Annotated in this window: 22 protein-coding genes and 1 tRNA gene; 10 read left to right on the forward strand and 13 right to left on the reverse strand. The window is 37.3% G+C overall.

What is annotated here, in order from left to right; translation table 11 throughout:
- Window positions 1-20 precede the first annotated feature (20 nt).
- On the reverse strand, window positions 21-827 hold the full coding sequence (locus C3V42_RS06275) for a DNA ligase (RefSeq protein WP_048952862.1): 807 nt from the start codon (window positions 825-827) through the stop codon (window positions 21-23).
- A gap of 207 nt (window positions 828-1,034) precedes the next feature.
- Here C3V42_RS06275 and lpcA point away from each other — a divergent pair, with 207 nt between their 5' ends.
- The 5 genes from lpcA (at window position 1,035) to artM (ending at window position 4,565) form a co-directional block, all read left to right on the forward strand.
- Window positions 1,035-1,619, forward strand: coding sequence for a D-sedoheptulose 7-phosphate isomerase (gene lpcA / locus C3V42_RS06280; protein WP_065265332.1), 585 nt, complete (start codon window positions 1,035-1,037; stop codon window positions 1,617-1,619).
- A 125-nt stretch (window positions 1,620-1,744) separates the two neighbouring features.
- Window positions 1,745-2,476 (forward strand): arginine ABC transporter ATP-binding protein ArtP, encoded by a 732-nt coding sequence (gene artP / locus C3V42_RS06285; protein WP_106014011.1) that lies wholly within the window; start codon window positions 1,745-1,747, stop codon window positions 2,474-2,476.
- 17 nt (window positions 2,477-2,493) lie between these two features.
- Window positions 2,494-3,213, forward strand: a complete 720-nt coding sequence (locus C3V42_RS06290; protein WP_046950422.1) for a lysine/arginine/ornithine ABC transporter substrate-binding protein — start codon at window positions 2,494-2,496, stop codon at window positions 3,211-3,213.
- 3 nt (window positions 3,214-3,216) lie between these two features.
- The gene (gene artQ / locus C3V42_RS06295; RefSeq protein ID WP_048952864.1) at window positions 3,217-3,882 is read left to right on the forward strand and encodes an arginine ABC transporter permease ArtQ; all 666 of its coding nucleotides are present in this window, start codon (window positions 3,217-3,219) and stop codon (window positions 3,880-3,882) included.
- Window positions 3,882-4,565, forward strand: coding sequence for an arginine ABC transporter permease ArtM (gene artM / locus C3V42_RS06300; RefSeq protein ID WP_048952865.1), 684 nt, complete (start codon window positions 3,882-3,884; stop codon window positions 4,563-4,565). The genes artQ and artM overlap by 1 nt, the downstream gene beginning before the upstream one ends.
- 425 nt (window positions 4,566-4,990) lie before the next feature.
- Here artM and C3V42_RS06305 read toward each other — a convergent pair.
- The 10 genes from C3V42_RS06305 to C3V42_RS06350 all read right to left on the reverse strand — a co-directional run bounded on the left by C3V42_RS06305 (window position 4,991) and on the right by C3V42_RS06350 (window position 13,032).
- A tRNA-Lys gene (locus tag C3V42_RS06305) sits at window positions 4,991-5,066 on the reverse strand.
- 155 nt (window positions 5,067-5,221) lie between these two features.
- Window positions 5,222-5,683 carry a peptidoglycan-associated lipoprotein Pal gene (pal, locus tag C3V42_RS06310; protein WP_048953946.1) on the reverse strand — a complete coding sequence of 154 codons (462 nt, stop codon included), beginning with the start codon at window positions 5,681-5,683 and terminating at the stop codon, window positions 5,222-5,224.
- A 24-nt stretch (window positions 5,684-5,707) separates the two neighbouring features.
- Entirely contained in the window at window positions 5,708-6,991 is a 1,284-nt protein-coding gene (gene tolB, locus C3V42_RS06315; RefSeq protein WP_048953945.1) for a Tol-Pal system beta propeller repeat protein TolB, read from the reverse strand.
- A 41-nt stretch (window positions 6,992-7,032) separates the two neighbouring features.
- The gene (tolA, locus tag C3V42_RS06320) at window positions 7,033-8,220 is read right to left on the reverse strand and encodes a cell envelope integrity protein TolA (protein ID WP_048953944.1); all 1,188 of its coding nucleotides are present in this window, start codon (window positions 8,218-8,220) and stop codon (window positions 7,033-7,035) included.
- Window positions 8,221-8,234: 14 nt separating this feature from the next.
- Window positions 8,235-8,654: a colicin uptake protein TolR gene (gene tolR / locus C3V42_RS06325; RefSeq protein WP_106014012.1), complete on the reverse strand. Its 420-nt coding sequence runs from the start codon at window positions 8,652-8,654 to the stop codon at window positions 8,235-8,237.
- 64 nt (window positions 8,655-8,718) lie between these two features.
- Entirely contained in the window at window positions 8,719-9,405 is a 687-nt protein-coding gene (gene tolQ, locus C3V42_RS06330) for a protein TolQ (RefSeq protein ID WP_106014013.1), read from the reverse strand.
- A gap of 17 nt (window positions 9,406-9,422) precedes the next feature.
- Window positions 9,423-9,833 (reverse strand): tol-pal system-associated acyl-CoA thioesterase, encoded by a 411-nt coding sequence (ybgC, locus tag C3V42_RS06335; protein ID WP_106014014.1) that lies wholly within the window; start codon window positions 9,831-9,833, stop codon window positions 9,423-9,425.
- Between the two features lie 78 nt (window positions 9,834-9,911).
- The gene (ybgE, locus tag C3V42_RS06340) at window positions 9,912-10,205 is read right to left on the reverse strand and encodes a cyd operon protein YbgE (RefSeq protein ID WP_005641612.1); all 294 of its coding nucleotides are present in this window, start codon (window positions 10,203-10,205) and stop codon (window positions 9,912-9,914) included.
- 110 nt (window positions 10,206-10,315) lie between these two features.
- Window positions 10,316-11,452 carry a cytochrome d ubiquinol oxidase subunit II gene (cydB, locus tag C3V42_RS06345; protein WP_106014015.1) on the reverse strand — a complete coding sequence of 379 codons (1,137 nt, stop codon included), beginning with the start codon at window positions 11,450-11,452 and terminating at the stop codon, window positions 10,316-10,318.
- A gap of 14 nt (window positions 11,453-11,466) precedes the next feature.
- Complete coding sequence (locus C3V42_RS06350) at window positions 11,467-13,032, reverse strand: cytochrome ubiquinol oxidase subunit I (protein ID WP_106014016.1); 1,566 nt, start codon at window positions 13,030-13,032, stop codon at window positions 11,467-11,469.
- A gap of 455 nt (window positions 13,033-13,487) precedes the next feature.
- Here C3V42_RS06350 and C3V42_RS06355 point away from each other — a divergent pair, with 455 nt between their 5' ends.
- The 5 genes from C3V42_RS06355 to pdxH all read left to right on the forward strand — a co-directional run bounded on the left by C3V42_RS06355 (window position 13,488) and on the right by pdxH (window position 18,250).
- A complete protein-coding gene (locus C3V42_RS06355) occupies window positions 13,488-13,775 on the forward strand; it encodes a DUF5339 domain-containing protein (RefSeq protein WP_048953940.1) in 288 nt (95 codons plus the stop codon).
- A gap of 92 nt (window positions 13,776-13,867) precedes the next feature.
- On the forward strand, window positions 13,868-14,383 hold the full coding sequence (gene mobB / locus C3V42_RS06360) for a molybdopterin-guanine dinucleotide biosynthesis protein MobB (protein WP_106014017.1): 516 nt from the start codon (window positions 13,868-13,870) through the stop codon (window positions 14,381-14,383).
- Entirely contained in the window at window positions 14,380-15,768 is a 1,389-nt protein-coding gene (locus C3V42_RS06365) for an MDR family MFS transporter (protein ID WP_106014018.1), read from the forward strand. The genes mobB and C3V42_RS06365 overlap by 4 nt, the downstream gene beginning before the upstream one ends.
- Window positions 15,769-15,918: 150 nt before the next feature.
- Window positions 15,919-17,562 (forward strand): ABC transporter substrate-binding protein, encoded by a 1,644-nt coding sequence (locus C3V42_RS06370; RefSeq protein ID WP_106014019.1) that lies wholly within the window; start codon window positions 15,919-15,921, stop codon window positions 17,560-17,562.
- Window positions 17,563-17,617: 55 nt separating this feature from the next.
- The gene (gene pdxH / locus C3V42_RS06375; protein ID WP_106014020.1) at window positions 17,618-18,250 is read left to right on the forward strand and encodes a pyridoxamine 5'-phosphate oxidase; all 633 of its coding nucleotides are present in this window, start codon (window positions 17,618-17,620) and stop codon (window positions 18,248-18,250) included.
- Between the two features lie 86 nt (window positions 18,251-18,336).
- Here the strand turns inward: pdxH and C3V42_RS06380 are convergent, their stop codons facing one another.
- Both C3V42_RS06380 and corA read right to left on the reverse strand, forming a co-directional pair.
- Complete coding sequence (locus C3V42_RS06380) at window positions 18,337-18,882, reverse strand: YggT family protein (RefSeq protein ID WP_106014021.1); 546 nt, start codon at window positions 18,880-18,882, stop codon at window positions 18,337-18,339.
- Window positions 18,882-19,829 (reverse strand): magnesium/cobalt transporter CorA, encoded by a 948-nt coding sequence (gene corA / locus C3V42_RS06385; protein ID WP_106014022.1) that lies wholly within the window; start codon window positions 19,827-19,829, stop codon window positions 18,882-18,884. Before corA ends, C3V42_RS06380 begins: the two co-directional genes overlap by 1 nt.
- Window positions 19,830-19,842 lie beyond the last annotated feature (13 nt).

Consider the following 19,842-nt stretch of genomic DNA (forward strand, 5'->3'; position numbering starts at 1 on the left):
TGTCAGACTGATAAATAGGCTCATTTTTTCTCTCGCCAATAGGTTGCAAATCGAGGTTTTCCACTATTCGTAAGGCCTCGATATTTATAAGTAATCATTGTTCCAATTGGAGGAGGATTTTCTCGTTCGTTTAAATTAAAACCCGAACCAATTTTAAATTCTCCCCGATGATTTTTACAAGTTAAAGCACCCATCACATTTTCAAATTGTCCTTTGCCTTTATGATGTGCAATGACCGTACATTCTTCATCTTGAGCCGTTTTTAATTTTAAAATTCGATGGCTACGTTTTCGTTCATAAGGTGCATAAGGATCTCGAACAACGACGCCTTCCCCCTTCAAAGACTCGATTTGACTAAGAAACTCATATAAATGCGCTTTATCTCTCACTGGGATTTGTTCAATAATTTCAATGTAAGTTGTTGGATGTTCAAGTAAATACGCTTTCAATTTAGCTAAACGATCAAATAAATTGCCTTCTGCATCAGGCACATCAAAAACATACAATTTCAGTTTTTCCCAACCATCGCCTTTAAAAGATTTTGTGATTGATGAAATTTCTTCAAAATGATTCCGCTCACTAAATAATTCACTATCAATCGCAAAAGGCGGAAAATCCTTAATGAAATAGGATGGCGGTGATAAACGTTGCCCCTGCCGGGTTAATAATTGCTTTCCATCCCAATAACCGCGTACACCATCTAATTTTTCAGACATCACCCAACCTTCTATTGGTTGATTATCGTAGGTATGAAGAAGCATTAAATCTGGGTTAGCCAAAGCGAAAGAGCTCACGAAGAAAAGTAACAAAGTGCGGTAAAATTTCATGATGTTTTTGTAAATTTAAGTGCTGGTCACTTTTCTCAGAATAAGTTTATCTAGAATAATCTAAAAGCACGCAAATTCACTATTACGATCTAAATCGCAAAAAATCATCACTTCATCGGGAAAAGATGAATTTTTATTTACTCTAGCGAAGAATGTTTATCTGCTATACAATGCCATCGCGATTTTATTCCCAACAAGGAGCAATCAATGTATTTAGAGCAAATCAAAGCAGAACTTGTGGAAGCACAAGATGTGTTAAACAAATTTATTTCTGATGAAAATAACATTAAATTAATTCAAGAAGCCGCATTATTAATTTCAAATAGCTTCAAACAAGGAGGCAAAGTGCTTTCTTGTGGTAATGGCGGTTCGCACTGTGATGCGATGCATTTTGCAGAAGAATTAACGGGTCGTTATCGTGAAAATCGTCCTGGCTACCCCGCTATTGCGATTTCAGATGTAAGTCATTTAAGCTGTGTAAGTAATGATTTTGGTTATGAATATGTCTTTTCACGCTATGTTGAAGCGGTGGGTCAAAAAGGTGATGTGTTATTCGGTTTATCAACCTCTGGCAATTCAAAAAACATTTTAAACGCCATTGAAGCTGCAAAAGCAAAAGGCATGAAAGTTATTGCGATGACAGGTAAAGACGGCGGAAAAATGGCTGGATTAGCAGATGTTGAAATCCGTGTACCACATTTCCGTTATGCAGATCGTATTCAAGAAATCCATATCAAAGTCATTCATATTTTAATGATGTTAATTGAGTTTGAAATGGCTAAAGAAGCTTAAAGTGCGGTTGATTTCAATCGAATTTCTAAAATCCCAAATTTTTTTGGGATTTTTTATTCACACCACTTGCATAATTATTCATAAAAATGTAATATTTTTTCATCTTAAAAGACGAGAAAATTGAAATGACTATTCGTGTTAAAAATCTAAATTTCTTTTACGGTTCATCTCAAGCATTATTTGATATTAATCTTGAAGCTAATGAGGGTGATACCGTTGTATTGCTTGGCCCAAGTGGCGCAGGTAAAAGCACATTGATTCGCACATTAAATTTATTAGAAGTACCAAAATCTGGCGAATTAAGTATTGCAAATAATGATTTTAATTTATCCAATGCAATGGCAAATCCCAAAGCAATCCGACAATTACGCCAAGATGTAGGAATGGTATTTCAACAATATCACCTTTGGCCGCACTTAACTGTTATTGAAAACTTAATTGAAGCGCCAATGAAAGTGCGTGGCGTAAGTGAAAATGAAGCCAAAGCAGATGCAATGGAGTTGTTAAAACGTTTACGTTTAGAACAATTTGCAGATCGCTTTCCGTTACACTTATCAGGCGGTCAGCAACAACGTGTTGCAATAGCCCGCGCACTGATGATGAAGCCACAAGTTCTACTATTTGATGAACCAACGGCTGCATTGGATCCTGAAATTACGGCACAAGTTGTAGATATTATTAAAGAATTACAAGAAACCAGCATTACTCAGGTGATTGTGACCCACGAAGTCAATGTTGCACAAAAAGTAGCAACGAAAGTAGTATATATGGAACAGGGAAAAATTGTCGAAATAGGCTCGGCAGATTGTTTTGAAAACCCGAAAACTGAACAATTTAAACAATATCTTTCTCACTAGAGAATAAGGATTTTATTATGAAAAAAACATTATTAACTGCAATTTTATTCGGCGCATCCGTAACAGCAAGCGCACAAGAGCTTACTTTTGCAATGGAACCTAGCTATCCACCATTTGAAACCACAAATGAAAAAGGCGAGATTATTGGTTTTGATGTCGATGTGGCGAATGCAATTTGTAAAGAAATCCAAGCAACCTGTAAATTCAAAGGCGAAGCTTTTGATGCATTAATTCCAAATTTAAAAGCAAAACGCTTTGATGCATCCATTTCCGCTATTGATATTACCGATGCAAGAGCAAAACAGGTTTTATTCTCTGATGCATATTACGATAGCACTGCAAGCTATGTAACCCTTAAAGGAAAAGCAACGTTAGAAAGTGCAAAAAATGTTGGCGTTCAAAATGGAACCACATTCCAACAATACACAGTAGCAGAAACCAAACAATATACAACTAAGGCTTATGCTAGCTTACAGAGCGCAATTTTAGACTTAAAGAGCGGTAGAATTGATATGATTTTTGGTGATACCGCAGTACTTGCAGATATGATTAGCAAAGAACCAGAAATGCAATTTGTAGGCGAAAAGGTAGCAAATAAAAAATATTTTGGTAATGGTTTAGGCATTGCAATGCATAAATCAAATAAAGAATTAGCGGAGCAATTAAACAAAGGTTTAGCTGCAATTAAAGCAAATGGTGAATACCAAAAAATCTATGATAAATGGATGACAAAATAATCTATGAGTTCTGATTTTCTTTCTTTAATGTTTACCGCAGCCCTAATGACTTTAGGGCTTGCGGTCTGTTCATTAATCCTAGGGTTATTTTTAAGCCTAATTTTTGCCGTACTTGAAGCAAATCGTTTTGTTGGAAAACCAACGGCAGTATTCATTGCCTTATTGCGTGGCTTACCTGAAATTCTCGTTGTATTACTCGTATATTTTGGTTCCACTGAATTAGTAGAAATGCTAACAGGAGAATACATTGAATTTGGGGCATTTGGCTGCGGTGTATTTGCGCTTTCTCTGATTTTTGCAGCTTATGCTTCACAAACATTACGTGGTGCAATTCAAGCTATTCCGAAAGGTCAATGGGAGTCTGGTGCGGCGTTAGGCTTAAGCAAAAGTTATACGTTCATCCACATTGTCATGCCACAAGTATGGCGTCATGCCTTACCAGGTTTAAGCAATCAATGGCTTGTATTACTAAAAGATACAGCATTGGTTTCATTGATTGGTGTGGACGATTTGATGCGCCAAGCGGATCTGATTAATACCAATACACATCAACCCTTTACTTGGTACGGTATTGCTGCGTTAATTTATTTAGCGGTAACATTAATTAGCCAAGTTGGTATTCGAAAATTAGAGCTACGTTTTACTCGTTTTGAAAGGGGCGTGAAATAATGTTTCAAGAATATTTAAGCGTGATCGCACAAGGGATTCCAACGAGTTTGTTGCTTACAGTCGTATCATTACTGATTGCCTTCTGTTTGGCATTATTTCTCACTTTTTTACTTTCAATGGAAAATAAATGGGTAAAAAGAGCGATTAATTTATACCTTACTTTATTCACTGGCACGCCACTGTTAGTTCAGTTCTTTTTAATTTATGCGGGGCCGGGCCAATTTCAGTGGATTATTGACAGCCCATTATGGTATCTCTTATCCAATGCCTGGTTCTGTGCAGCATTAGCTTTAGCGCTAAACAGTGCAGCCTACTCCACACAATTATTTCATGGTGCAGTGAAAGCCATTCCAAAAGGACAATGGGAAAGTTGTGCAGCATTAGGATTAAACCGCATACAAACTTTAAAAATTTTAATTCCTTATGCCTTAAAACGTGCTTTGCCGTCTTACAGTAACGAAATTATTTTGGTATTTAAAGGCACGGCATTAGCCTCCACTATTACAATTATGGACATTATGGGCTATGCTCGCCAACTTTATGGTACAGAATATGATGCACTGACAATTTACGGCATTGCGGGAGGCATCTATTTAATTATTACGGGTATTGCGACTTTATTGCTACGTAAATTAGAGAAAAAAGTATTGGCATTTGAACGTTTTGAAGTAAGCAAAGCATAAAGTGCGGTAGAATCTTTAGTCATTTTTAAATCCCAACCTAGGTTGGGATTTTTTAATTAAATTTATTTATAAGTCTTAAATTCATTGAAATTGAGAGCAAGCTTAAGTCTCAAAATAGTTACTCTGATATTAATTAGTAATACAGGGAGCCAGAATTCTTTATATTAATAGAGAAGAGGATTTTGAAAGTATTGTTGATTATTGTGGACAGTAAAAAAGAGGGGTGAGTAGAGCAAGAGAGAATGTTTGAACAATAATATAAATAATTTTAAATAGAAGCCGTTAAACATAATCAATTCATAATCTTTTTTTAGAAAGGATTTAATGATAAGACTCTTAGTTATAGAAGATAAATAGACACTAATAATTTGACGTATGGAAGAAGTATAGATTTAGATTTTAGAGATGTAATATGAGTGGTTATTTGGTGGGTCGTGAAGGATTCGAACCTTCGACCAACGGATTAAAAGTCCGCTGCTCTACCGACTGAGCTAACGACCCATAAAAATAAAGAGCGTCTATCATATCCAGTTTATTTTTATATGCAAGAATAAATTTATCTTTTTTCTATGAGTGAGTAAATTATAATCAGAAAATAAAACAGGGCCTATCATTTGATAGGCCCTGTTCCTTGTTAGTATTAAGAATACTAAAAATTAGTATGCTAACACTGCACGACGGTTTTTAGAGTATGCAGCTTCATCGTGACCTTGAACTGCTGGTTTTTCTTCACCGTAAGATACAGTGCTTAATTTACCTGCTTCTACGCCTTTACCTGCTAAGTAACCCTTAACAGCATCAGCACGACGTTGACCTAACGCAATATTGTACTCAGGAGTACCACGTTCGTCGGTGTTACCTTCAACTAATACTTTAGCTGATGGTGTTGCTGTTAAGTATGCTGCGTGTGCATCTAAGATTTGAACGTATTCACCTTCGATGTTGTATTTGTCAAAACCGAAATATACGGTGTTGTAACGTTGTTGAAGATCAGCAACAGAGTATCCACCGAAAGTTTGACCAGCACCATTGCCTGCAGCATCGTTGTTAGATGAGCTACAAGCTGCTAATGCAGCTACAGAACCTGCAACTAATAATGATTTAACAAATTTGTTCATTAGATTTCTCCTCAATGAGTTTTTTTATTTAGTTAAGTATGGCGACCAAGCTGGAAATTTTACTTGGCCATTACTTCCTGGAAGGCTCGCCTTAAAGCGACCATCTGCAGAAACCAATTGTAACACCTTTCCTAGGCCTTGTGTAGAGCTATAAATAATCATAATTCCATTTGGTGAAAGACTTGGACTTTCACCTAAGAATGATGTGCTGAGTACTTCAGAAGCTCCAGTTGTAAGATCTTGTTTAACTACATTATTGTTACCATTAATCATTACAAGGGTTTTACCATCAGCACTAATTTGTGCACTACCACGACCACCAACAGGCGTTGCACTACCACCATTCGCACTCATGCGATAAACTTGTGGTGAGCCCCCTCTATCAGAGGTAAAAAGAATTGAACTACCATCTGGTGACCAAGATGGTTCAGTATTATTACCTGCCCCACGAGTTAATTGAGTTGGTGTACCACCATGAGAATTCATCACATAAATATTTAATAGTCCATCTTGCGAAGAGGCAAACGCTAAACGTGAACCGTCCGGTGAAAATGCTGGTGCACCATTATGACCAGGGAAAGATGCTACCACTTTACGAGCACCAGAATTTAAATCTTGTACAACAAGTTGTGATTTTTTATTTTCAAAAGACACATAAGCTAAACGTTGACCATCTGGAGACCAAGCTGGTGACATAATTGGTTGAGAGCTACGATTTACGATAAATTGATTATAGCCATCGTAGTCTGCAACACGAACTTCATAGGGCTGTGAACCACCATTTTTTTGCACAACATAAGCGATACGAGTTCTAAATGCACCACGAATCGCAGTTAATTTTTCAAAAACTTCATCACTAACAGTATGAGCACCATAGCGTAACCATTTATTTGTCACTGTATAGCTATTTTGCATTAATACCGCTCCAGGCGTACCTGATGCACCAACGGTGTCAATTAATTGATAAGTAATACTATAACCATTACCAGATGGAACAACTTGTCCGACCACAATTGCGTCAATTCCAATATTAGACCAAGCTTCAGGATTTACCTCTGCTGCTGAAGTTGGACGTTGAGGCATCTGAGATACTGCAATAGGATTAAATTTACCGCTGTTACGTAAATCATCAGCAACAATTTTGCTAATATCTTCTGGTGCAGATCCAGCAAACGGCACAACAGCTATAGGACGTGCACCATCAACCCCTTCATCAATTACAATGCGAACTTCATCATCAGCGAATGCATTGTTTGCAACAGCAAGTACAATCGCTAATACGCTCACTAAACGTTTTAATAATTTCATTTTGTTACCTTTAAAATTTAACAATAAATTTTTATAAAGAATTATCGAATATCAAAGTCAATAATTGGCGATTTATATTTCTCATAAATAGCATCCGATGGAGCTGCAGGAACTTTTTTCGTTCTAGCCACCGCACTTAATGCTGCTGTACAAATATCATCAGGACCTGAAATTTTTTGATATCCCAAGATTGTTCCATCTCGACTCAATTGAATTTTAATACGACAAACTTTTCCTGCAAAACTTGGATCTTTTAAGAAACGACGTTGAATCTCTTTCTTAATTACTCCAGCGTATTGATCTCCTACTTTGCCACCATCGCCAGAACCAAGCGCAGCACCGCTACCTTGAGTTCCACCTTTGTTAGCATTTCCGCCTTTAGATGCACTACCGCCACCAATATCTCCGCCATTTAAGAAATCATCTAAACTGGCTTGGTCCGCTTTTCGTTTTGCTGCATCCGCTTTAGCTTTAGCATCGGCAGCAGCCTTAGCTTTCGCCTCTGCATCAGCTTTTGCTTTAGCATCAGCTGCGGCTTTAGCTTTTGCATCGGCTTCAGCTTTTGCTTTAGCATCGGCAGCGGCTTTAGCTTTTGCATCTGCTTCAGCTTTCGCTTTAGCCTCAGCTTTTGCTTTAGCTGCGGCTTCAGCTTTTGCCTTGGCTTCAGCCTCTTGTTTTGCTTTTTGTGCTGCAAGTTCTGCTGCTTTAGCTTTCGCCTCTTCTTCAGCTTGTTTTGCTGCTGCAGCTAAACGTTTAGCTTCTGCATCTGCTTTTAATTTTGCAGCTTCAGCAGCTTGTTTTGCTTTTGCCTCTTCAGCTTGTTTCTGTTTTTCCAACGCTTCTTGACGAGCTTGCTCTTGTTGTTTTTTTATTTCTTGCTGACGTTGCTGTTCTTGCTGACGTTTTAACTCTTCTTGTCGTTGAACTTCCTGTTGACGCTTAATCTCTTCTTGATTAGGTTGTGGCGGTTTTTCTTCAACAACGGGTTCTGGACGTTTCTGTTTATCCGCTTGCCCTTTTTTCTGTTGTTGAATTCTACCCCATTCTTGCGCTGCAGAGCCAGTATCGACCATTACTGCGCCCATAGCATCACCATCACCTTCGCCACCACCCATAATTTCAACTGTATGGTAGAAAGAGCTGACAATCAACAATCCAAACAAAACAAGGTGCATCACTATAGAAATAACAAATGCATTTGCGCCTTTTTTTTGTCGATTATTTTGCACGGTTACCTACTTAGTTAAATTGGGTTTGTCATTAAACCAACAGATTTAATTCCAGCAAGGTGGAGCAGATTAAGTGCTTTAATCACTTCTTCATAGGGAACTTCCTTAGCTCCACCCACTAAAAATAGTGTGTTATTATCTTTATCAAATTCTTGTCGAGATAACTGTGTCACCATTTCTTCCGTTAACCCTTCTTGACGTTTTCCGCCAATAGAAATCGCATATTGTCCAATCCCTGAAACCTCAAGAATTACCGGCACTTTATCTTCATTAGATACATTTTGACTTTGCACTGAATCCGGCAATTCCACTTGTACGCTTTGGCTAATAATTGGTGCTGTTGCCATGAAGATCAACACAAGCACTAACAATACATCCAAAAACGGTACAATATTAATTTCAGATTTAATATCTTTACGCTGACGACGAGCCATAATTCAAATCTCTCTTATTTTTCACCGCACTTAACGAAATAGTGCGGTGTATTTTTTCTATATTTTAGTGTGGTGCTTTGCCGAAAGCTTGGCGATGTAAAATCGTCGTAAATTCATCAATAAAGTTACCGTAATTCTGTTCGATAGCATTCACGCGTAAACTTAAACGGTTATAAGCCATTACAGCCGGAATCGCAGCAAACAACCCGATTGCAGTAGCAATCAAAGCCTCAGCGATACCAGGAGCAACCATTTGTAAAGTTGCTTGTTTAGCACCACTTAATGCCATAAAAGCGTGCATGATACCCCAAACAGTTCCGAATAAACCAATATAAGGACTAACAGAAGCTACTGTAGCCAAAAATGGTACGCGACTTTCAAGGCTTTCAACTTCACGATTCATTGTAAGATTCATTGCTCGCGTGGTTCCTTTAATAATCGCCTCAGGCGCATCAGGATTCACTTGTTTCAAGCGAGAAAACTCTTTGAAACCAACAAAGAAAATTTGTTCACTACCCGTTAAAATATCACGACGATTTGATAATCCTTCATATAGCTTATTCAAATCTTCACCAGACCAGAAACGGTCTTCAAAAGAATTCGCTTCTTTTAAAGCAGCCGTTAAAACTCGGCTACGTTGAATAATAATTGCCCAAGAAATAATTGAGAATGAAATCAAAATCACAATTACAAGTTGAACAACAATACTTGCTTTTAGAAAAAGATCTAAAAAATTCAATTCTGCAGTCATTGCATACTCCGAAAAGTTTATTTTAAGTTGTAAAACGCAGCTTTTACTTCTTTAGGAAGCGCTACAGGTTTCATATTGCCAAGATGAACACTGGCTACCTTGACTGTAGCCTTTGATAACATCACCGTATCACGCATAAGTCGTTGCTCAAAAAGGATTGTTGCACCTTTTATCTCTATGACATCTGTTTCTACCGTGAGTAAATCATCCAATTTTGCCGCAACGCAATAATCAATAGCGAGCGATTTGACAACAAACGCGAGTTGTTGTTCTTGTAATAAAGTTTGCTGCGTAAAATTTAACGCTCGCAAATATTCTGTTCTAGCCCGCTCAAAAAAATGCAAATAACGAGCATGATACACAACGCCACCAGCATCAGTATCTTCATAATATACTCGAACGGGAAGATAGAAGGTTTTTTTTGACATTATTAAGCTTTGCCCACCGCAATAGGTCGGATATTTTAGAACCTGTTTTTTAGATAAGCAATATGCCGAAGAAAAAAATCATCCTCGTAAATAAAAATGCTCTACAGCACTAATCAATATAATGATATAAGCGATATAAGGTAAGAAAATTAGTTTCCAAATTACGCTTTTAATTTCAAATCCTATTCCATGAATCCAAACTGTAATCAATCCCCAAAAGATCATCAAAATCCACCAAGGGGAATCATTTCGTAACAATGTTGAAAAATTATCAATATTAAAGAAAAATACGGCTGTTAGTCCTAGCGCTAAAATAAATGAAAGGGTTCGAAACGAACCCTTATTAATTAATTGATAGAGTGAATGAATCATATTACTCGTCAAATTTTCCTGCTTTTTCTTTGCCAATGGTTAATTTTGCACTGGCAAATATAGCTAATAACACACCCACTACCCAAATTACATATAACATATTAATCTCCTTAGTATAATGAGTGTTTATTTTCATCAATGAAATTCGCATCTAAGCGACCAAACATCTTCGAATAAGACCAAATGGTATAAACCAAAGAAATAGCCACAAAGATAAGTGCAAAAATCAACATTAACGTTAATGTTAATTCACTTGAAGTTGCATCCCACATTAACAAACTCTGTTCAGGGTGTGAGCTTGAAGGCATCACAAATGGGAACATAGATACTGCAGCAGTAATAATTACTCCAGCCATTGTTAATGCAGAGAAAAAGAATGCGAAACCACAACGATTAGCTTTAGAAAATGCCGCATTTAATAGCGCAGCAACTACTGCTAATGCAGGTAAAATCCAAAGAATTGGCATTTCATTGAAATTTCTAAACCACGCACCAGTTTCAACAGCAACTTCTTTATTCATTGGAGAAGATGGCGCGTAGTGATCCACAACACTAGTTACTACATAACCCTCTTTAAAGTATAACCATGCTCCAGCTAATACGAATGCAATTAAAGTCACAATAGCACCGATTTGGCTCACTGAACGAGCGCGATCACGCAATTCTTCTGTAGTTTTCATTTGTAACCAGTTCGCACCGTGAGTAACAAGCATTGATAAGCTAATAACACCACACAATAATGCAAATGGATTTAATAATTCAAAGAATGAACCGGTATAAGTTACTTGAGTCAATTCGTTGAAATGGAATGGAACGCCTTGTAATAAATTACCAAAAGCCACCCCAAATACTAATGATGGTACAAAACCACCTGCGAATAGTCCCCAATCCCAAACAGAACGCCAAGTCGGGTTATCAATTTTTGCACGATATTCAAAACCCAATGGGCGTAAGAATAACGCAGCTAAAACCAATACTAAAGCGATGTAGAAACCTGAGAATGAAACTGCATATACAATTGGCCATGCCGCAAATACTGCGCCGCCCGCAGTTAACAACCAAACTTGGTTACCATCCCAATGTGGGGCAATAGAGTTGATCATAATACGGCGTTCCACTTCTTTTTTGCCTGTTACAGGTAAAAGTGCGGTCACGCCCATATCGAATCCGTCGGTAACAGAAAAACCGATCAACAATACAATAACTAACACCCACCAAATAAAACGTAGAAATTCATAATCAATCATAATTCATCTCCTGCTTATTTAGATGATTGTTCAAAGTAGTATTTGCCGGTTTTTAACGCACTTGGACCCAAACGTGCATATTTAAACATCAAATACATCTCAACAATAATGAACGCAAGATAAAGCGCACAAATTAAACCAATAGAGAACCATAAATCGCCAGTACTTAACTGAGACGCTGATACCCCAACAGGTAAAACTTCATAGATTGCCCAAGGTTGACGACCAGACTCAGCTAAGAACCAACCAAATTCAATTGCTAAGATTGGCAATGGGATACACCAAAGCAATGCTTTAAGCAATAAGCGAGAAGAAGTGACTTTGTTACGTAAATTTTGAACAAATGCTCCGAAGGTCAGTAAAATAATTAAACCACCGGCTGCTAACATCCCACGGAATGCCCAGAAGTTAGGACCTACGTTTGGAATAGTATCGCGAGCAGCTTGTTTAATTTGTTCATCTGTTGCATCTACAACTTTATCTGTGTAACGTTTTAATAATAAACCAAAACCTAAATCACCTTTTACTTCATCAAATTTTGCTTTAGTTTCTGGATTTACGTGGCCTGCTGATTTTTTCTCTGCTTTTAATTGCGTGAATAAATCGTAAGCGACCATACCGTTACGAACACGACCTTCATTTTTCGCTTGAATATCTTTCAAACCAACAATTTCAGTATCTAAAGAACGCGTTGCAATTACCCCCCCCAAATATGGGATCTCAATCGCAAAATCATTTTTCATTTCTGCAGTATTTGGAATTGCAACTGGATGAAATGGCGCTGGCGCAGGATGAGTTTCAAACTCGGCTTCCATTGCCGCCAATTTCACTGGTTGTGCTTTACCAATGTCGTAACCTGATTCATCCCCCATAATTAACACCGCTGATGCCGCGATAAAACCAAAGGTTGCAGCAACAGAGAATGAACGTTTGGCAAAACCAATATCACGACCTTTTAATAAATAGAATGCACTAATACCTAATACAAACATTGCACCAGTCGAATAACCTGCTGTTAACGTGTGCAAGAATTTACTTTGGGCAACTGGATTTAGCCAAAGGTCTAAGAAGCTCGTCATTTCCATACGTACTGTCTCAAAATTAAATTCTGAGCCAGCTGGAGACTGCATCCAACCATTAGCAACTAAAATCCACATTGCAGATAAGTTCGAACCGAAAGCTACACAATATGTAGCAAGTAAGTGTTTACCTTTAGTTAAACGATCCCAACCAAAGAAGAATAACCCCACAAAAGTTGATTCTAAGAAAAAGGCTAGTAACGCTTCAATCGCTAATGGCGCACCAAAAATATCACCTACATAATGAGAATAATAAGACCAGTTAGTACCGAATTGGAATTCCATAATGATACCTGTGGTCACCCCAAGGGCGAAGTTAATACCAAATAACTTACCCCAGAATCTTGTCATATCTTTATAAACTTCTTTGCCTGTCGCCACATAAATAGTTTCCATAATCACAAGGACGAATGACAAACCTAATGTCAGCGGCACGAAAATGAAGTGATACAACGCAGTTAAAGCAAACTGCAAGCGAGAAAGGTCAACAACGTCCAACATTCTCAACTCCTCTGTATAAACAACATTAGTTCCAACAATGATTAAAAAGGCAAAGCCTTAAATAATCCCTAATCACTCAACTCCAATTAGCTAAGTTTAAATTGGTTTATCTACATAATCACTACACAACGATGAAAAATAGAAAATCACTACAAAGATAACCCAAATTGGTGGTTATTTTACTACTAAACGTAAGGATAAAAAATACTAAAAAACGTTATCTGGTTCATATTTTTGATGTAAGTTATGAAATACCTATTATTTGTTAAAGTTTGTAAAATTGATCTATATCAAATTTGTGACTTTTTCAAAAAAATATAGCTCTAGTTTAGATTCTATTATTAATTAGCATAGTAAAATCCGTTTAAGTCTGGACATATTGATTGTATTTTGTTATTTTCTTACTATCTTCAGTTTTGAAATTTTCTAGGATAAAGAGAAGAAAGGATCTAAAAATGAAAAAAACATTCCTTATTTTGACTGCATTTTTCTCTGTCATATCACCTACTGTTTTAGCTGTGCCTAACTCGGTTCCACAGCAATGTGAACAGTTGTTTAAAGAAACAGAAAGTTTAATAAATCAGGCCGAGAGACAGCCTGGTACACATATTCAGGTAAATAAAATTAAAAGTAAACTTAACCAGAGTAAACAACAAATTCTACAAATGGAACTTGCTACTCAATTGAAAAGCTGTGAGCTTGGTTTAGCAAAATTAAGTAATTTGAAAAGTTATAGTGAATAGTAAAAAGCCTTATTGAATACAATAAGGCTTTTTATATTGGAGTTTATTCCACTTGGTTAAAACTCGAGTAATTAGAATTTAAGGATTACATGATGAATAGAGCAATACCTTTGTTAGGGATTACTGGTTATAGCGGTAGTGGTAAAACAACATTATTAGAAAAACTTATCCCAGAACTTATCGCTCGCCACATTCGCGTTTCAGTGATTAAACATAGCCATCACAATATGCAAGTTGATAAGGAAGGAAAAGATAGTTGGCGTATGAAAGAGGCGGGTTCCTCTCAAGTCATTTTAGCGAATGATGAACGCTGGGCGATCATGACGGAAACACCCAAACCTGTTTCATTGGATTATTTAGCACAACAATTTGACCGCACTTTAACGGATTTAGTGTTGGTAGAAGGCTTTAAACAAGAGCCAATTCCAAAGATTTTGCTCCATCGTCAGGAAATGACAAAACCTTTACCCGAAATTGACGAATATGTGCTCGCAGTTGCAACGAATTATCCCCTTGAAATTGACCGCACTTTGTTGGATATTAACTGTATTCCGCAAATTGCCGATTTTATTGAAAATTGGTTGCACCATTTTCACGGAGCACGATGACTGAATCCAATGCTTATCGCGGTTTAGCTTGGGTAGCGGCAATGGCGCTTTTTATGCAGAGCCTAGATGCCACTATTCTTAATACCGCCTTACCGGCGATATCCTCCGATTTACATAAACCCGCCTTTGAAATGCAAATGGCGATTATTGCTTATTCTTTAGCCGTTGCATTATTTATTCCTCTTACCGCTTGGGCGGCTGCAAAATTTGGGACATTGACCGTTTTTCGCGCTGCAGTGTTGACTTTTATTTTAGGTTCTATTGCTTGTGCTGCTGCGCCTAATTTAGAAAGTTTAATCTTAGCCAGAGTGATTCAGGGGATGGGCGGTGCTTTTATGATGCCGGTGGCGCGTTTAGCTATTATTCAAGCTGTCCCGAAACAACAATTAGTGAATGCTTGGAATTTAATGGCAACTGCAGGTTTGATTGGGCCAATTCTAGGGCCTATTTTAGGGGGATGGTTAGTCATTCACGCCAGTTGGCACTGGATTTTTTTAATTAATATTCCAATTGGTGCACTAGGGATTTTGGCATCGGGCAGCGTGATGAGTAACATCAAAGGCGAAGCAGAGAAACTAGATTGGACAGGTTTTTTACTGTTTGCATTGGGGTTAGTTAGCATCACGCTTGGTTTGGATTTACTCGGTGAAAGCCAACATAGCCCAATTACAACCTATAGTGTGTTAGTTGTTGGCGTTCTGTTACTCGTGGCTTATTTTAGTTATGCTAAAAACAATGAAGATTCCATTTTACCTTTATCCCTTTTCCGCACTCGTACATTCAGATTAGGCATCATTGCCAATATTTTTATCCGATTATCTGCATCTGGCGTTCCCTTTTTATTACCTTTGATGTTCCAATTATCTTTCGGTTATAGTGCTGAAATGTCAGGCTGGCTATTAGCACCGATTGCGTTAATTTCTGTGATTTTGAAAATATTAATTGGACGAATTTTAAATCGTTGGGGATATAAAACAACGCTAATTTCATCCGCACTTTTGATGGCTGGCTCAGTGATTTCCATGGCTTGGTTGGATAAACAAAGTTCTCTGACTTGGATTATTTGTAATCTCATGTGGTATGGCGCTTGCATGTCGATAATTTTCACTTCAATCAATACGTTGACTGTAGGCGATCTTTCAAAACAACAGACAGGCACAGGTTCTACAGTATTAAGTATTGTGCAGCAAGTTGGGATTGGATTTGGTATTGCCATTTCATCGATAATTCTAAATCTTTATAGACATTTCTTTAGCGCGAGTGATGGTTTACAACAGGCATTTAGCTATACTTTCTTAACCTCATCACTTTTTGCAATCGCCTTAGTTTGGTCGCTTATGAAATTACATAAAAATGATGGGGATCATTTACGGAAGAATCCTTAGATTAATTTGTTATAATCCATAGAATTTTTTTATTTAAAAAAAGCGATATTTGCTTATATCTTATTAAACATTTATTTTAGATAGGATTTATCTAGCATTTTGGTATCACTATGCTCAAATAAATCTCTGCCAACAAAGTGAGGAACTATCATGAAGCTAAAAGCAACACTAACTCTTGCGGCTGCAACGCTTGTATTAGCAGCTTGCGATCAATCAGGTTCAGCAAATAAACCGACCGCACAAGCTGAAACTAAATCTGCATCTAACAATACTTTTGTTTACTGTACAGCAAAAGCACCTTTAGGATTTAGCCCTGCACTTGTGATGGAAGGGACGTCTTATAATGCAAGTTCACAACAAGTGTATAACCGCTTAGTTGAATTTAAAAAAGGCTCAACAGATATTGAACCTGCCCTAGCTGAAAGCTGGGAAATTAGCGATGATGGTTTAACTTACACATTCCATTTAAGAAAAGGTGTTAAATTCCATACAACAAAAGAATTTACCCCAACACGTGATTTTAATGCGGATGATGTTGTGTTTTCATTCCAACGTCAGTTAGATCCAAATCATCCATATCACAATGTATCTAAAGGGACTTATCCATATTTCAAAGCAATGAAATTCCCTGAGTTGTTGAAATCAGTGGAGAAAGTAGATGACAATACAATTCGTATTACCTTAAACAAGAAAGATGCGACTTTCTTGGCAAGTTTAGGCATGGATTTTATTTCTATTTATTCCGCAGAATATGCTGATGCAATGCTGAAAGCAGGTAAGCCAGAAACAATTGATAATCGTCCAGTGGGGACGGGGTCATTTGTGTTTGTTGATTACAAAACGGATCAAGCTGCCCAGTATGTAGCAAACGAAAACTATTGGAAGGGTAGAACACCATTGGATCGTTTAGTTATCAATATTGTGCCAGATGCGACAACACGTTATGCAAAATTACAGGCTGGCTCTTGTGATTTAATTTTATTCCCGAATGTAGCGGATTTAGCCAAAATGAAAACAGATCCAAAAGTACAACTTTTGGAACAAAAAGGTTTGAACGTAGCGTATATCGCATTCAATACCGAAAAAGCACCATTTGATAATGTCAAAGTTCGTCAAGCACTGAACTACGCAGTGGATAAAAAAGCGATTATTGAAGCGGTTTACCAAGGCGCGGGTACACCAGCTAAAAATCCACTTCCTCCAACAATTTGGAGTTACAACGATGAAGTTCAAGATTATCCGTACGATCCAGAAAAAGCAAAACAACTTTTAGCAGAAGCGGGTTACCCAAATGGTTTTGAAACTGATTTTTGGATTCAACCTGTTGTACGTGCGTCTAACCCAAATCCAAAACGTATGGCTGAACTTATCATGGCGGACTGGGCAAAAGTTGGTGTAAAAACTAACCCTGTTACCTATGAATGGGCGGATTACCAAAAACGTGCGAAAGCGGGTGAGTTAACTGCTGGTATCTTTGGTTGGTCTGGTGATAATGGTGATCCTGATAATTTCTTATCTCCATTATTGGCAAGTTCAAATGCGGGTAATTCCAATATGGCTCGTTTCAAAAATCCAGAATTTGATGCATTACTAAATAAAGCAATCGGATTAACAAATAAGGAAGAACGCACCGCACTTTATAAACAAGCGCAAGTTATCGTTCATAATCAAGCACCTTGGATTCCAGTGGCGCATTCTGTTGGTTTTGCACCACTTAGTACACGCGTAAAAGGCTATGTACAAAGCCCATTTGGTTATGATTCATTCTACGGTGTGAGTGTTGATAATAAGTAAGTAATATTTTAAAGCCTTAGTTTTATACTAAGGCTTTTATTTTGACGGAGGGAAAATGGATTTACATCATATTCGTGAAGAATATAGAAAACGTGTGTTATCACAACAAAATTGTCAAGATAATCCGATTTCGCAATTTGAATTGTGGATGAATGAAGCTATTAATAGCCAGGTTTGCGAACCGACAGCAATGAATATCTCGACAGTAGATAAAGAGGGGAGACCTAGTAGTCGAGTCGTCTTGTTGAAAGAAGTTAATTCAGATGGTTTTGTCTTTTTTACGAATTATCATAGTCATAAAGGACAAAATATAGCCAATAATCCCAATGTGGCAATTGCTTTTTTCTGGCCTGAGTTAGAACGTCAAGTTCGAATTGAAGGGAAAGCGGAAAAAATTCCTACAGAACAATCAGATGAGTATTTTGCTAGTCGTCCTTATACCAGCCAGATAGGGGCTTGGGCAAGTGAGCAAAGTACTGTTATTTCGGGCTATAAATTTTTATTAAGCAAAGCAGCATTAATTGCCGCTAGATATCCATTTCATGTACCTCGGCCGATGCATTGGGGAGGCTATTTAATTCGTCCAGAAATAGTTGAGTTTTGGCAAGGTCGTCCAAGTCGTTTACATGATCGGATTTATTATAGAAAAGTAAATGGCAATTGGATCCGTGAAAGGTTATCACCTTAAATTTTGAATTTGGTTGCTTTAAGAGAAATTAGGTTAAGTATAAAAATGCTTAACCTAATTAATATAAATAATTTTTGAGTAATTGTTTAACCAGAGATCATCCAAAGTCCACCTAACATATCAAGCATTAGGTTATTTAAGAACAATAAGATAAATACGACGACCATAGGGGAAAAATCAATCATGCCTAATGTTGGCAAGAATCGACGGATAGGTCTTAAAAGTGGTTCTGATAGTTGGTAAAACGCATAAATCACAGGGCTATTGCCACGATTAAACCAACTTAGAACAGCGCCAATAAAAAGCACATAAAAAATGGCTAAACCAATGCTTTTCAATACAGTTAATACACCCAATATTAAGAGAAAATTAACTGATAAACTAAAATAAAAAATACCTTTCAACATACCGATAATAAATACTAGCAGTAAAGCAGAAGTATCGATATTTTTCACAGTAGGCGCAATTTTACGCAGAGGTTTTAATACTGGATCAGTCATTTTTACTGCAAATGTTGAAACAGGATTGTAATAATCCACTCGAGCAAACTGTAACCAAGCTCGTAAGATTAATACAAGTGCATAAAGATTAATAATTGATCCAATAAATAATGCGGTTTGGGATAATTCCATCATAACCATCCTTTTCTTCTAAAATAAATATATGGCGTCAATGCTGCTGCGATCATTAATCCAATTGCCATTGGATAACCATATTTAAAATGTAATTCAGGCATAAAATCAAAGTTCATACCATAGGTAGATGCGACTAATGTTGCAGGAAGGAACATCACAGAAACAACTGAGAAGAATTTCATAATTTTGTTCTGTTCAATATTGATGTAACCCATTGCAGCTTGCATTAAAAAGTTTACTTTTTGGAACAAGGATTCATTATGCGGCTGTAAAGATTCAATATCTCGTAAGATTTCCCGTGCTTGTTCTAACTGATTAGTTGGTAAGCGAGTTTTGCGAACCAAGAAGCCTAATGCACGTTGGGTATCCATCAAGCACAAACGAACTTTTGAGCTAGTATCTTCTTGTTCCGTGAGCGTATTTAATGCTTCATCAAAGGCTTCATCTTGCTTTCCGTTTAAAATAACACGACTCAACTCTTCCAAATCTGCATAAACGTTTTCAATCACGTCTGCTAATTGCTCGATTTTCGTTTCAAATAAATCTAGCAAAACTTCATAAGAATTACATTCTAATAAACGCTGGCTACGTGAGCGCATACGATATAAACGGAATGCGGGTAGCTCACGATCACGCAACGTAAATAAACGACCATCACGAATAGTAAAAGCAACGCTAGCTAAATCAGCATAATTGTCTTCATCTTCGCAATAAAAAAATGAGTGAAGGTGCAGACCATCTTCATCTTCAAAGAAACGGGCGGAAGCTTCGATATCTTCCAATTCTAGAAAAGATGCTAAGCTCTGGCCTAAGCCTTCTTGTAGCATTTCACGTTCTTCGCCTGTCGGCTCAAGTAAATCAAGCCAAATGGCAGTATTGAGATCGGTTTGGTCTTCGTCAATGCGAATCAAGCGGGAATCATTGATAGCAAACGCGTTGATCATTTCATACTCCTTA

Origin of the sequence: Haemophilus sp. oral taxon 036 (assembly GCF_002998595.1) — a bacterium.
GTDB classification, from domain to species: Bacteria; Pseudomonadota; Gammaproteobacteria; order Enterobacterales; family Pasteurellaceae; genus Haemophilus; species Haemophilus haemolyticus_K.

Bases quoted from the DNA above. Each gene is read 5' to 3' on its own strand.
- C3V42_RS06275 (WP_048952862.1), bottom strand. From the start codon at position 827: ATGAAATTTTACCGCACTTTGTTACTTTTCTTCGTGAGCTCTTTCGCT.
- lpcA (WP_065265332.1), top strand. From the start codon at position 1,035: ATGTATTTAGAGCAAATCAAAGCAGAACTTGTGGAAGCACAAGATGTG.
- artP (WP_106014011.1), top strand. From the start codon at position 1,745: ATGACTATTCGTGTTAAAAATCTAAATTTCTTTTACGGTTCATCTCAA.
- C3V42_RS06290 (WP_046950422.1), top strand. From the start codon at position 2,494: ATGAAAAAAACATTATTAACTGCAATTTTATTCGGCGCATCCGTAACA.
- artQ (WP_048952864.1), top strand. From the start codon at position 3,217: ATGAGTTCTGATTTTCTTTCTTTAATGTTTACCGCAGCCCTAATGACT.
- artM (WP_048952865.1), top strand. From the start codon at position 3,882: ATGTTTCAAGAATATTTAAGCGTGATCGCACAAGGGATTCCAACGAGT.
- pal (WP_048953946.1), bottom strand. From the start codon at position 5,683: ATGAACAAATTTGTTAAATCATTATTAGTTGCAGGTTCTGTAGCTGCA.
- tolB (WP_048953945.1), bottom strand. From the start codon at position 6,991: ATGAAATTATTAAAACGTTTAGTGAGCGTATTAGCGATTGTACTTGCT.
- tolR (WP_106014012.1), bottom strand. From the start codon at position 8,654: ATGGCTCGTCGTCAGCGTAAAGATATTAAATCTGAAATTAATATTGTA.
- tolQ (WP_106014013.1), bottom strand. From the start codon at position 9,405: ATGACTGCAGAATTGAATTTTTTAGATCTTTTTCTAAAAGCAAGTATT.
- ybgC (WP_106014014.1), bottom strand. From the start codon at position 9,833: ATGTCAAAAAAAACCTTCTATCTTCCCGTTCGAGTATATTATGAAGAT.
- ybgE (WP_005641612.1), bottom strand. From the start codon at position 10,205: ATGATTCATTCACTCTATCAATTAATTAATAAGGGTTCGTTTCGAACC.
- cydB (WP_106014015.1), bottom strand. From the start codon at position 11,452: ATGATTGATTATGAATTTCTACGTTTTATTTGGTGGGTGTTAGTTATT.
- C3V42_RS06350 (WP_106014016.1), bottom strand. From the start codon at position 13,032: ATGTTGGACGTTGTTGACCTTTCTCGCTTGCAGTTTGCTTTAACTGCG.
- C3V42_RS06355 (WP_048953940.1), top strand. From the start codon at position 13,488: ATGAAAAAAACATTCCTTATTTTGACTGCATTTTTCTCTGTCATATCA.
- mobB (WP_106014017.1), top strand. From the start codon at position 13,868: ATGAATAGAGCAATACCTTTGTTAGGGATTACTGGTTATAGCGGTAGT.
- C3V42_RS06365 (WP_106014018.1), top strand. From the start codon at position 14,380: ATGACTGAATCCAATGCTTATCGCGGTTTAGCTTGGGTAGCGGCAATG.
- C3V42_RS06370 (WP_106014019.1), top strand. From the start codon at position 15,919: ATGAAGCTAAAAGCAACACTAACTCTTGCGGCTGCAACGCTTGTATTA.
- pdxH (WP_106014020.1), top strand. From the start codon at position 17,618: ATGGATTTACATCATATTCGTGAAGAATATAGAAAACGTGTGTTATCA.
- C3V42_RS06380 (WP_106014021.1), bottom strand. From the start codon at position 18,882: ATGGAATTATCCCAAACCGCATTATTTATTGGATCAATTATTAATCTT.
- corA (WP_106014022.1), bottom strand. From the start codon at position 19,829: ATGATCAACGCGTTTGCTATCAATGATTCCCGCTTGATTCGCATTGAC.